Raw genomic sequence first — 13,202 nt, 5'->3', positions numbered from 1 at the left:
CACTAATAGGAGAAAAACAGGGTGTGAAGCGGAACTGTTTTTGAAAAATCCGAAAAATATTTTGAGGGGTTTTTCAGCGGCGCAAGCCGCATAAGCAGGGTTTGGGGAAGGCACTCCCCAACAAGATTCCCGCAGGGGCAAAATGAGCGATAAGCGAATTTTGGCACCTCGGTAGAATCTTGCTCTAAGAAAATGCCGGACTGCCGTTCACTTCCTACTGCCACTTTTTCAGAAAATCGCAACCAGCTTTTTTCATAAAGAGCTGCCGGATTGCCCTCATTTGCTACTGCCACTTTTTCGAGAAATCTATAACCAGTTTTTTTATAAAAGGCGGCGGGCTGGCATTCTCCCCCTTATTCCCTACAAACCACAAAAGAGCAGAATGGACGGACTTTCCGGCAAGAACTTTTCCGGCAGCTCGGTCTTTCCCGACAATAAGGCGTTTTGGAAACTGTGTTTTGCCCGCTGTCTGAAAAAAACGGCAGCCTTTTTTGGTTTCACTGTCTAATACAGAACTTTTGGAAATTTGCCAAAAATGGGCGCAAAAAAAGCAGCAAATCTTTTTCGGATTTACTGCTTTGTGTGCCGCTGCGGGGTGGCGATTATTCAATTTTAAAATGAAACATCATCTTATGATAGGGTTGTTTCTGTGTGGCTGTCAGAGGAAAAGCCAGAAATTATCTATAATTATTTATATCAGGATATTTTCCTCCATCTTCATGTGAAAATGCTTCTTCAAAGTAATCAAGACTTTCAAATATAATATTGTTGTATTCTCCAATTTTAACAACATTAAAATTTAAGCTGACTGTATCTCCTATAGCATATTCATTTGTTAAATCACCATTAAATTTCCATCCAATAAGATCACCAGAAACTTTTTCATCAAAGAAAATGGTTGTGGCTTTCTCATCTGCATTATAAGTTATATCAATAACTTTATCTGCGAAATGAACCTCATCTCCAGGAGCATAGTCTTTTAGATAATCAACAGCTTCGCCGTCGGCAGGGTTAATAAATTGATTATTTAATTCAGTCATGGTTAAAATCTTATTATTTGCTAAAGTAGCTGGTGATGGATTTTCAGAAAATTGAAAAACTCGATTATTATCTCCAAAATAAAATCCATCCTCTACTTCTGGCAATGCACTTCTAGTATTTGCATTATAATAGTGTGCATAATAGCACTGCCATTTGAAACTTTCAGAAGAAATAAACTGAGCTTTCCACTTTCCGGCAGGATCACTCGCTTTTTTATCGTAAAACATATACTGATTCGTTTCTGTAACGGCACTACTAACAGTATCGTTATTTGCATCAGACAAAATAAGATTGATTTTAGCAAAAATATCAACAAAAATCACTCGATGTCCATGCATACGCATTGAACCAACTGAATTATTTACTTCTGGTTTAAAGTATACTTCATTTCCCATCTCGCCAGTATTAAATTCAATACTCGGAGACACAAGATATGCCCAATTACTATCTTTTACGCTCTGTCCATCAAGATCGATAAGTTTTTCAAAATAGTCGGATAAAACTTTCCAACCAACTTGCCACCAATTTACTTTCCGCTCACTTTCATTAGTTTGTGTCGCTTCTGCCTTTGCTTCCGGCGATAACTCACTTGCAAAAGTCGTCGTACTTGCACCTATACATAGCGTTCCTATAAGTGCCAATGATATAACCTTTTTAAATATCTTATTCATACAGTTTTATTCATACAGTTTACTCCTTTCTTGAAATTATTGAATTCGAATAATAGGATACAATTTAAGAACTATAAGGGTGTTTCATTTTATAATTAGATATATAATCATACCAACTGAACAAATAATAAAAAATACACCACCAATCCGCATTAATACTAAATATAGTTCGGTTGGTTCACCATTTTTTACTGTGAATAAATTTTCTATTTTCCATAATATTTTAGGATAACAGACCATACAAACTCCCAAAATCAATAATACCAACACCCATAAATAGTCCACCAAATTTCCCTCCTTTCAACTAAGTATCCTTGTATACATTTCTACACTATATCTTAGGATAATGCTACCATGAAAATGCCGATAAATCAAGCGTTATTCACGATATGATATGTAAAACCTCAAAAGATTTCGTCATTTTTAACAATGTTTGTTTGGAATAGTAGGGCTGCATATCAATTTTTATATGCTACTTTATGACACATAAGCATTTGCCGCAGGGTTGTCCGACCCGTAACCTTCCAGAAGGTTGATGACGCCCCACACCGCCAGACCGGCGCCAAGAGCCATGACCAGAATTTTAAGAATGTCGATTGCCTGATTGAAAAATTCCATATACGTTCCTCCATTTTGTTTGTTTGATGGTTTTGGGTACAAAAAAAGCCGCCCATATCGGCGGCGCTTCGGGTCATCATGGCCCGAAGTTACACAAACTCGTCGCTGTCCAGATCATCGAAATTCAACAGGTCAGCTTCTTCGTCCGTGTCGGAGCCGTCCACTTCGTACACCGTGTATTCGTCCTCCGGCTTTAGTCTCAATGGTCGGTGGCGGAACAGGCTTTCCAAGCGGAAGGCGTTTTTCTTTTTATCAAATTCGGCTGTGTACTTGTAATTCGGGTGCTTTTTCAAGTCATACTTCGGGGACAGGAAGGGCGGGAGCCCCCGAAGCTGCAAGATACATTTATCCCCGGGCATGGTGGTGATCTCGCTGGTGGTCATCAGCTCCCGGCCAAGTCGCTGCATATTCTGGCTGTAACTTTCAGACTGTCCCCGGCTTCGGCCCTCGGTCTGCATAGAGATGGTGGCCTTGCCCAGCCAGTTTTCCGAAATATCCTTTAGGGTGGAAGCCTCCCGGCCTCCGAGGAATACGATACTGTCCATGTTGCCCATGATGGTTTCGGAATGGTCTTTGTACAATGCCTTGCACTGGCTCATTGCCTGATAAAAAAGCGTCAGGCTGATCTCACGGGAGCGGATGACGGCCACAATCTTTTCCAGCCCCGGCACCTGCCCGGTGTTGGCAGCCTCGTCCCACAGCACCCGCACATGATAGGGCAGACGCCCGCCATAGGTGTTGTCAGCCCGTTCACACAGAAGGTTGAACATCTGCGAAAAAGCGAGGGCAACCAAAAAGTTGTAGGTGGTGTCCGTGTCGCTGATAAGAAAGAACAGCGCCGATTTTTCATCCCCCAGCTTATCCAGCTCCAGCTCGTCATAAGACATGATCTCCCGAAGTTGGGGAATATCAAAGGGAGCCAGTCTTGCACCGCAGGAAATCAAGATGCTTTTGGCTGTCTTGCCGCTGGCGAGCTTGTATTTCTTATACTGCCTCACGGCGAAGTGCTGGGGGCTGCGGCGTTCCAGCCCGTCAAACATATAGTCCACCGCATTTTTGAAGGTTTCGTCATCCTCCCGGACTTCCATGCTGTTTATCATTTCCACCAGCGTATTCATGTTGCGTTCTTCCTCCGGCCCCTCAAAGACGATGTAGGACACAAGGGCGCAGTACAAGAGGGTTTCTGCTTTTGTCCAGAACTCGTCGCCCTCCTTGCCGTCGCCTTTGGTGTTGGCGATCAGGGCGGTAACAAATTTCAAAACATCGCTTTCTGTCTTGATATAGGCCAGCGGATTGTAGTGCATGGATTTTGAAAAGTCGATACTGTTGAACACCCGCACCCTGTATTTCTCCCGTTGCAGAAACCGCCCGCACTGGTCGAGGGTGCCGCCCTTCGGGTCTACCACCACATACGAGGAATGGGCTTGAAGGAGCTGCGGGGTCAACCAGAACCTTGTCTTTCCCGAGCCGGACGAGCCGATGACACAGGCGTTTAGGTTCCGGGCATTGGCAGGTATCTTCGGACGGGTGTTCATGGTAAGGAACTCCGTCCCGGTCAGAATGACATTGTTCTGAAATTTAGGGTCTACAAACGGCTTTATATCCTCCTTTGTTCCAAAGCGGGCGGTGCCGTATTCCGCATCCCGCCGGAATTTTTTCGCCTGCCTGATCTTTGACTGTATCAGCAGATACACCCCAGCCGCACCGGCAAGGCCCACCAGCAGGTCAATACTGCCAAGCCCCGGCCAGTAGGTTTCAAAGGCTTTGGGGAAGGTATCAAGCATCCCCATGAGCTTTGTCCCGAAGTCTGTGCCGGGGGCGATCCGGTAGGCCGTCCCGATTTTGGAGAAAAACCAGAACACAAAGAGGTACGGCAGGTTTGGGAGCACATATTTTCTGATCTTGTCACTCAACGTCCGTCCTTCACCGCCTCTCTGGTCCGCTGCTTTTCCTTTGCCTGCGTCCTGATTTGCTCCGTGAATTTCCGAAGCTGACCGAGGATGGAAGCCTTGTCCTGCTCTTTGTTCAGCACCTTTGCGCTGTACTTCTGGAAGGCCGCCGTGATAGCGTCCGCCTGATTGGCTTTGAAAAACAGCAGGTAATGACCGGGGCTCACTTTATGGAAAGCGTAGTCCACATGGAACTCCTTCGCGATCCGGTCAAAATCCTTTGGAGCTCCCACATAGGGCATGGCACTTTTGCCGCCATAGTGGTTCATCAGCTTTTTCACGCTCTGGCGTCCCTGCGGGGTCAGCGCCTTCTGGTGGTGCTTTTGCAGCGCCCGAACCACCTTGCCAAGAGCGGCAGCCAGCACTTTTCCTGTGAGCTTCGTTGTCCTGATCGAAAGGGCAACCGTTTTTTGGTTTACTTCTTCCTGCATAAAACCTCCTTTCCGTCGGGGTTCTCGCTATCCGGGAGGCCCCCGTACAATCTCGGGGAACAGAAAACCTCGGGCCAATGTGGCCCGAGGCTTACCGCTCGGCATCTCTGCCGGACGGAGCTTTCTTTTCCGGCTCCGTCTGGACTTTTTCGCCCTGTTCCCGCATGGTCTGCAAGATAGAGGGCTTCTTTTGAAGCTGGGAGGGCTTTTCGCCGGACAGCGGCTTGATACATTCCAGACGGTCAGCCGCCCGGATGGCGTTGTCCGTGAGCTGCCTCTGCCATGCGCCCACGCTGGGAGCCCAACGAAAGCCGCTGCTTTTCAGCTCGGCCCGGGTGTCCGCGTCAGGCTTTCCGTCAAAGAACACCTGCAAGCGGTTGTCCTCCCGGTTCATTTCCACACGACCCCCATCGAACTCCCAGCCGGAAAATTCCTGCTGTGCCTGTTTGGAAAGCTGTTCGATACGGGCCTTTACCCGGCGGATCTCCGCATTGTTGTTGGTTAGCTGGTAACTTTCAAAGGGCCTCGGGTCGCTTCGCCAACTTGACGCCATGCTTGCTTTCAGCTTTTCAATCTGGTCCGGCGACAGCAGCGTACAGCCGTCCAGCTTGCCATGCTTGCGGTAATAGGCGTTGACCTCCTTCATAATGAGCTGGGAGCGTTCCAGCCCGTCCAGCTTCTTCTGGAGCTTTTCAATCGCTGCCGGGTCATCGGCGCTGATCCCGCCCATGCCGGTGCTGCGTATCTTATCCAGCAGCCCTTGAATATGCCGCCATTCCTCCATGTTGCTGTCCCGCGCCCGGTTCTGTTTTTCCTTCTTTCCCACCGGGAAATTGGAAGGCCCGGCGATCAGCACAGAGGGAACCCTCGCGTCAATGGCAAAGCCCTGGTTCATGTTTTCGGCCAGCTTGCGGGCGTAGGTGTCTAACAGATGGTCGATCTTCTCATGGTACATGGGGTCCACCCGGGATTTCTGCTTTTCCGCTATGGCGGCGGCCTTATCCACCATTGCCCGGTATTCCGCCGTTGCGCTCCCTTCCTTGTAGTCGGAAAAGCTGTTCATTTCTTTTGCCCGGCGGGCGGCTCCTTCATTGATAGGGTAAAAGTTGATGGTATGCACCTCCTTTATGCTTCGGGCCATGCTGGCCCGAAGTCTTACCGTTCTTCATGGGAAGGCCCCGCCTTGTCCTTTTTCGGAGCGGGTGGGGCTTCTTGAAACCGTTTGAGTGCAGCGAGAATGGAGTGGACAGGCTCGGCCTTTTCAGGATAGGCAAATATCCGGTGTTCCGGCGGAATGTCCTGCGGCCCGTGGTAATACTCCTTGAAGCCCTCCGGGACTGCCGACACATACCCACCGGGAGCGAATACGCCGCCCTCGTTGATACGCACATCCCGCCCGTATGCCTCATAATCGAAGTAGTTCTGAATGTGCTCCGGTATGTCGATAGTCCCAAGCTCGTCGGCGTAAAGACGGCCCAGCCCTTCATCATCGGAAATATCCGGGTAAAAGCGGTAAAGGTCAAGGTTCTGCGTCAGGTTTATCAAATCCTTCACGCTCCTTGTGTGGTTTCCCAAGACAAGAGCGGCTTCAAAGGTTTCCAGTCCGCCCTTATCCCGTACTTCCAGCAGGGCGTGGCCCAGCTCGTTCAGCTCGTCGATGTTCTCACATTCGTAGAGATAATCGTAGAGCCCCAGCACATCACTGTCAAAGCTGGTAAAGAACACTTCGCTGTACCGTTTCCCGTCTATCCCGATTTTGGCAAGGGCGGCCTGCAACTCCTGTGTCGTCATGGGGAAATGTACCGTTGTCCCTACCTCGATCCCCATCAAGGGGTACAGGGCTGTATTGGTTATATAGGCTTCAAACATGGGCTTATTCCTCCTTTCCGGCCCTGCCAGCCAGCACCTCATAGATCCCGGCCATAATGTAATCGGCGCAAGGGAGGGCAATCGCATTTCCCAGCGCCTTGTAGCGTTGCAGAGGCCGGATCTCCATGCCGTCCGCCCCGTACTTTGTCCAGCCCTCCGGCAGCCCCATCAGCCGTTCGCTTTCCGTTTCCGTCAGAAAACGGATGCAGCCGCCCTCCGGGTCGCCCTCATACCAGAAGGCAAAGGGCGTTACATCACTGGCTAAAAGAGTGGGAAAAGGGTCAGTTGGTAATCCGAAGCTGTTTCGGAAGGCCGTTTCTTCCTGCCTTTTTGCCGCTCCCCGCATACGGAAGCACTGAAAGGGGTGGATGACTGGTATCTGCCGCCCTGTTTCAAAAGAAGCTGTTCGATCTCCTTCGGCGGCGGCCCACCCGCCCTCTCCGCAAGGCGGAGGAAGTGGGAGCATTGGACGGGGCTTAAATAGTATGTCTGCGGCACGTCTGCCTCCAAAATCCGCCACGACGAAAATCCGCTGCCTTCGTGCCAGCCTTCGGGAGCCTGCCCAATACTGGGCGTCCATGAGCCGCCAGCACACATCAGGCGTTCCCCCTCGCACCATTCCGGCGTTTCCCCATCTTCCCGAAGGAGGCATTGGAACTTCGGTGTCCGAGAAGGCGGATAGGACGGCTCTAAAGTCCATCCGGTCATTTGTAGAAAACGCTCCCATGACGTTTTCCCAAACAGCGATAGCTGGATATAGGTTATCAGTAGCATCCCTCATTTCCTGTATGATACGAAACGCCTGATAGAACAGGCTTGATTTTGCCCCGGCAAGGCCGGAGCGGTTGCCGATCAGAGAAAGGTTCTGACAGGGAGAGCCGAAGGTTATCACATGGACCGGCGGGATTTTCCCGCCGTCCACCTTCGTAATATCTCCCAAATGCGCCATATCGGGAAAGTGCCTTTTGGTTATGGAGATGGGCGCTTTTTCAATCTCGCTGGCCCATACCGGACGGATACCGCACCGGGAAGCAGCCAGAGGGAACACGCCGATCCCGTCAAAAAGGCTCCCCAGCTTAATGTCCGGCATAGCCCGGGGTGCCGTGTCCCTTCACGGCAAGCACCCCTTCCAGCGTTGTCGCCGCAATGCCCAGCCGCCCGGCAACCGCAATATCGTTTTTTACATCCTCGTCCACAACGCTGCCGCAGACGATCAGGGTATGGGAGCGCCGCAGCATATCCCGGCGCATATCAATCCCGGCCTTGTGTTCCTCGGGAACGCTGTCATTCAAAAACAGCGGCAGATACAAGAGCGGGCAGATTGGGGAAAAGCCCGCCTCATAAGCAAGGCGGCAGTAGTGGGCCGCCAGCTCCATATCAACATCCGGCTCGCCGCTCCATGCGGCGGTCAGGTACGCTAAAGGTCGTTTCATTGGTTGAGCCTCCATTTCTGTTTTGGTTTAGGGAAAAGCAAGGTATCGCCCAACCCCTCCGCCCCTTCCCCCGGGAAGGGGAACGGCTCTGGAGAATTTATATCCCCGTCGCTTGACCGGGAAAAAGCATAACCGGGAGAAATCCGTCAAGGGTGCCTCTGGCACCGCCTGCGGCGGCGCTGCCCTTGACTGATTTTCCCGGCTATGCTACGGAATAACTGGCGACGGGGAATGATTTATATCTCCAGAGCTTCGGGGTGCGGGGCAGAGCCCCGCAATCCTCGGGCCATGTTGACCCGAAGTTTCGGCTTACTTTTCCTGTTCGTTTTTCTTCTCCGGCTTTTCGTGTTCCTTCTGCTGGCCCTTCCAGTCGTCCAGCAGCTTGATAATCTGGTCCTTCATTTCCCTCGGCGTAGTTTCCTTGCCGAAATACTTGCTCAGTTCCGCACCTGTCAAAATCACTTTGTCTACCTCCTTTTTGTCCTCCATCATAATGCCGTCGATCACATCCCCGTTGAGCAGCTTCTTTTCGTCCAGCTCACGCATACGCTTTGCCTGCGCCTGTGAAGGCGAGGACTGCTGGCTGTCAATGGCGACGGCGATATAGTTCTGGTTCTTCTTGCCGATATAGGAAAGCTCCACCGCCGTAGTAAAGCCCAGCTTTTTTTCATCCATCAGCTTCATCAGGTCGGGAACCAGCTCATTGAGCCGGATATACCGCTGCACCTGCTTGACCGCCATCTTATTGCGCTCGGCTACAATTTCGTTGGAGCGTTTTCCTGCGTCCTTCGGGTCAATCTGGCCCGAAGTGCGGGAGCCCTGGTGCTTGATGGCCTCAAGCTGCATTTTCAAGGCTTTGGCCCGCTCACTGGGGAGGATTTCTTCACGCTGGTTGAGATTGTCCTCGACCATCTGCGTGATGGCTTCATCGTCCGTCAGATTGCGAACAATACAGGGCATATCCGCATATCCGGCAAGCTCGCTGGCCTTCTGGCGGCGGTGGCCGGACACGATCTCATAGCCGCCATCCTCACGGGGACGGACGATAGCAGGCTGGGTAACGCCCTTGTCCTTGACGCTGGACACCATAGCCCGCATTTCGTCATCGTCTCGGACTTCAAAGGGATGGTTCTTGAAGGCGTGGAGCTCGTTCAGCTTGATATAGACGATCTGCTCCTTGCCCCGGCGTGGTGCATCCTTCGGCTTCTCGGGTCCCTTCGGAGCGGAAGCGGCCTGTACCGTTGGAGCTGCTTTTTTCTCCGGTTCCTTTTTGACCGCCTTTTCCGGTTTCTGTGCGGGGGCTTTGGGCTTTGGGGCTGCGGCCTTGTCCTTATCTGCTTTCGGGGGACGGCCCCGGCGCTTTGGCTGTTCCGGCTCTTTGGGTTTTTCCTCCGCTTTCTTCGGAGCCTCCGGCTGCTTTTCCGGTTTTTCCGTTTTTGCCGGGTCAGGCTTTTCCACGCCGGGAGCTGCCGCCCGTTCCTCGGCTTTCTTTTCCTTCATAATTTCAGTGAAGTTATAGACGGAAACCTGCGGGTTCTTTACCTCCGGTTCCGTCTTTTTTTCCGGCTCCGGGGAAACGGAAACCTTCTCCGGCTCTTTTGGGGGAGTAGGCGGTGTTTCTTTGCCCGGTCCGGTATCCGTTACCGGCTGTTCCGGCGTTTTTGTGGTTTTATCATCTGCCATAAGCATTTACCTCCTGTTTTTTGGCATGAAAAAAGGGGCTCAACTTTTCAGTCAAGTCCCCGTGGGAAGTTCCTCCTTTCTCCGCCATGATACAAAAATACCGCCCGTAGTCTCATTTGGGCGGTACTTTGTGTAAGATTGGCAGTCCATTATTAAGTTTTTTATTATGTTCCCTTTGTACACCGTTGCAAGTGTAGCTTTATATAATTCTTGAACAGAAATTTTATCTTTTATATCATACAGCAATTCTAAATATGTATTGAATGAACCATATTTTTTACACTCATTTATCGCCCATATAAACACTCTATGCTCCGCTTTATCTGATATCCTTAATCGTACATTTCTGCTCCAATACATCTTCTTGATATCTTCATTTTCCTTTATAATAAGAGCATTTTCATAATTCTCTACAAATTCTAATGAAATCAAGTTTGTTAGAAGATTTTTATTATCAGATATACTTTTAACCTTTTCTATAACCTCGCTTAAATCTATAATTCCTTTTCTATATAGATAGCTTACATAGTCATAAACATATTTTCCTTCTTTATCATTTTCCATTAAAGAGCAAAATACTTTCTCATCAAACAACCCATCACAATAAAACTGTGCCAGGACTTCACCTACTAGGTCATATTTTTCCTTCACAGCCAATTGAATTAATCTATCTATTGAATATCCTTTCTCCTTAAATTTCTTGATTCTTGCATTAATCTCTTCCTCTCTTAATATATAATTTTGATTATGTATTTCCGTGTTTTCTTCTTTAGAATATGGAATAGGATTAAGCAACGGAAAATCATATACATGCGAAAAAATATACAAATAGTCATAAATCTTTTCACCTACAACTATTTTACTCATTACACATTCATATTCACGCAATACTTCTTGTGGCATACTCCAATCTGCATCTTCAAAATATCTGTGTCTAAATATCTCATATCTTATTTCATTTTTTATCCTGATTTTTTCCTCGTCACTCATTTTTTTACAAATAAACACTAATTTTTCAAATACTTCTTTTTGAATATTTATATCATAAGACTTTACATGCTGAAGTATTTTAATCCATCTGTCAGCGCCCGTGTATGCTCTATCAATGCACATTCTCAGATATTCAATATATGTTTTATTTACTTCATGTACGTATAATTCTTCTGGTTCATCTATTCTTCTGTATTTAGGTGTATTCAATGTTGAACATATTGAACTTGTCCCATGTGGCAATTTAGATGCAATAACATCCCAAGCATTTGGATATCGTTCAATTGCACTCCTTGCTAACTCAATTTTCTGTTCAACCGTCAATGCACTCTCATTAATCCAAGCACAAAAGACCACATCTAACACACCTTTAGGGCTATTACTTATACTAAATTTAATATTATGTGAGTCAATCTCCCATAACCACTCCAAAGCTCTTGCAACATATTTCTTTTGCTGAATTAGTTGTTCTACAGCCCATAAAACATTGGTATAGTAATGTCGACTTGTCATAAAGTCTCCACCTTTTTCTGCAAACAAGTCGATTAAGCCTTGGGATACCTCTATTTCAGATTCTAATTTTCTTAAAACACTTTCCGGTGAAGCTTCGCACAACTCTGGCAAATATTGTGAAATATATCCCCATCTTTCTTTACTGGTAATAGTATCCAAAACTTTTGCTACTATATTATCAATTTGCTTTTGATTTTCTTCATGCCCTCTATAATACGCACGCATAATAAGAGTTCTTATCATCCCCTTTTTTAACGTTGGAGACCACTCTGGTTTCTTTGCGTAAATACTCGCCTCAAAATGCTTTTCAAAAGGGTACTCAAAAATAGGCTCTGATTCTATCAAAACCTCATAAAATAGACTTATAAATTTATCCCACATCTCATCATTTATATAAAGATCCAACTCTTCCCATGCATCTTCTACACTAGCAAGTTGCATATTGCTCCCTCTATAGCTATTATTCGATACTATGTATGGATTTTCTCTATGTAAATACTTTCCCAATTCTTTTTTGCAGTCACTGTATGCTTTTCCTGACAATTCTTCGAAAACCAATACATCTCCGGTTGCTTCAGTCCATTTACCACATAAAAGAGCAGATATAACCACATCTGAATGGCCTTCTACCCAATCTGGCTTATCATACATCGCACCATCAAAAAGCTTTTTCTTTAATGGCACATATAATCCATGGGTATTATCCACCATCTTATAGGCTTCATTTGCATCTATACCAAGTTCTTCTAATGAATCTATAATATTTCTTTTTGTCCTTTTTCTCAGAATCAATTTATTTTGTGTATAGCAAGGTTCATCTTCACCATATATAAAAATATTGGTATTATTAGGAATTACCACTATCCTATCTGCATAAAAAAACGGCACTAAAATATTCCCTGACAAATTTGAATGTTGTAATTTATTCCACTCTTTCTCCGACTTAACCACCAATGTGATTCTTTTCGAATTCTTATTTTTTAATTCATTTAAAATTCTATAAGTTGTCTCTTCTCTCGATTTTCCAACAACATATATCTTTGTATCATTTAGAGAATTTTGGAATTTTGATTCGAATTGTTCATCATCAAGTTTGAAAAAATCAAGTCCCATTCCTTTATACTTTGTTTCTCTCCTAATCTGCGCATCAATATCCGCTATTGAATAGGTAGTTATTTTCTCTTTATTTAAATTTGAGATTTGATTTAAAACTAATTCTAATTTTGATTCTAATGCAACAAAATAAGTTCCGATTTCCTTTCTCATATCACCCAAAAACATTTCCAATGCTTTATCCGAATCATTTTCTTCTAAATAAGTTATTATAACCTGCATAAAGTGATGAATATACGTTTCTGTCTCCATTATCGGAATTTCATAACTCACCATCAAATCATATAACTCATTATGAAGTAATTGCGAAAAATCATATCCATTCTTATCTTTTAATCTTTTCGCTATCCTAATTAGATTATCCTTTGAAAATACGGAATATAAATCATCTTCAAATTTCACCAAAACATCCGGATTATTCACAAAAAAATCCCCTGTTGAAACAAATAGCTTTTGCCATTTATAATTTTCCTTAACACTATCTAATTTTTCTTTAACACCATCTAATAATAAATCGACTATAGCATCTTTTATTTTTTCTTTCATAAGCGAAAATCCTTTATTTATACACCCAGTTCAAGTAATCACTGAGGTTTTTTCTTAATAAGTTCACAATATGTGCTCGGTTTTATACTATAATAGTAGACAAAATTTTCTGCACTTCCTCCGACTGTATCAACATCCTCATCTTCTTATTCCCATCCTCAAACTCCGGCTTACCACACCTCAGATTATCTAGATATTCCGACACACAGCAATCCTTATACCAACACTCACCCATAAGTGCCCCCTTAACGGACCACTTCTCATTTTGAGTAAATTGACCCACCAATAAAGTGTACCCTTTGTCAAGGACACTATGACTTTTTCCTTTTCAGATTTCTATTATAT

Annotated in this window: 12 protein-coding genes; all 12 read right to left on the bottom strand. The window is 46.0% G+C overall.

Annotation, left to right across the window (positions count from 1 at the left end):
* Positions 1-2: 2 nt before the first annotated feature.
* The 12 genes from DWZ93_RS14685 to DWZ93_RS04125 all read right to left on the bottom strand — a co-directional run bounded on the left by DWZ93_RS14685 (position 3) and on the right by DWZ93_RS04125 (position 12,857).
* Positions 3-293 (bottom strand): hypothetical protein, encoded by a 291-nt coding sequence (locus DWZ93_RS14685; RefSeq protein ID WP_158574276.1) that lies wholly within the window; start codon positions 291-293, stop codon positions 3-5.
* 384 nt (positions 294-677) lie between these two features.
* Entirely contained in the window at positions 678-1,712 is a 1,035-nt protein-coding gene (locus tag DWZ93_RS04175) for a hypothetical protein (RefSeq protein WP_118447846.1), read from the bottom strand.
* Positions 1,713-1,796: 84 nt separating this feature from the next.
* The gene (locus tag DWZ93_RS04170) at positions 1,797-1,997 is read right to left on the bottom strand and encodes a DUF6199 family natural product biosynthesis protein (RefSeq protein ID WP_117659859.1); all 201 of its coding nucleotides are present in this window, start codon (positions 1,995-1,997) and stop codon (positions 1,797-1,799) included.
* Positions 1,998-2,189: 192 nt separating this feature from the next.
* Positions 2,190-2,330 (bottom strand): Maff2 family mobile element protein, encoded by a 141-nt coding sequence (locus DWZ93_RS04165; RefSeq protein ID WP_118452079.1) that lies wholly within the window; start codon positions 2,328-2,330, stop codon positions 2,190-2,192.
* An 89-nt stretch (positions 2,331-2,419) separates the two neighbouring features.
* On the bottom strand, positions 2,420-4,243 hold the full coding sequence (locus tag DWZ93_RS04160; RefSeq protein ID WP_117854418.1) for a VirD4-like conjugal transfer protein, CD1115 family: 1,824 nt from the start codon (positions 4,241-4,243) through the stop codon (positions 2,420-2,422).
* Entirely contained in the window at positions 4,240-4,710 is a 471-nt protein-coding gene (locus tag DWZ93_RS04155) for a PcfB family protein (protein WP_025543433.1), read from the bottom strand. The genes DWZ93_RS04160 and DWZ93_RS04155 overlap by 4 nt, the downstream gene beginning before the upstream one ends.
* A 91-nt stretch (positions 4,711-4,801) precedes the next feature.
* Positions 4,802-5,851: a hypothetical protein gene (locus tag DWZ93_RS04150; RefSeq protein WP_118426947.1), complete on the bottom strand. Its 1,050-nt coding sequence runs from the start codon at positions 5,849-5,851 to the stop codon at positions 4,802-4,804.
* Positions 5,852-5,865: 14 nt separating this feature from the next.
* Positions 5,866-6,579: an antirestriction protein ArdA gene (locus DWZ93_RS04145; RefSeq protein ID WP_117854412.1), complete on the bottom strand. Its 714-nt coding sequence runs from the start codon at positions 6,577-6,579 to the stop codon at positions 5,866-5,868.
* Positions 6,580-6,583: 4 nt separating this feature from the next.
* The gene (locus DWZ93_RS04140) at positions 6,584-7,669 is read right to left on the bottom strand and encodes a DNA cytosine methyltransferase (protein WP_117854411.1); all 1,086 of its coding nucleotides are present in this window, start codon (positions 7,667-7,669) and stop codon (positions 6,584-6,586) included.
* Entirely contained in the window at positions 7,656-8,012 is a 357-nt protein-coding gene (locus DWZ93_RS04135) for a DUF7768 domain-containing protein (RefSeq protein ID WP_178105371.1), read from the bottom strand. The genes DWZ93_RS04140 and DWZ93_RS04135 overlap by 14 nt, the downstream gene beginning before the upstream one ends.
* A 309-nt stretch (positions 8,013-8,321) precedes the next feature.
* Positions 8,322-9,695: a ParB/RepB/Spo0J family partition protein gene (locus tag DWZ93_RS04130; protein WP_270843176.1), complete on the bottom strand. Its 1,374-nt coding sequence runs from the start codon at positions 9,693-9,695 to the stop codon at positions 8,322-8,324.
* Between the two features lie 51 nt (positions 9,696-9,746).
* Positions 9,747-12,857, bottom strand: coding sequence for a hypothetical protein (locus tag DWZ93_RS04125; protein ID WP_118452078.1), 3,111 nt, complete (start codon positions 12,855-12,857; stop codon positions 9,747-9,749).
* Positions 12,858-13,202: the final 345 nt, after the last annotated feature.

The sequence above is a fragment of the Dorea sp. AF36-15AT genome, assembly GCF_003477705.1.
GTDB classification, from domain to species: Bacteria; Bacillota; Clostridia; order Lachnospirales; family Lachnospiraceae; genus Claveliimonas; species Claveliimonas ammoniilytica.
This window is presented reverse-complemented; position numbering and strand designations above follow the sequence as displayed.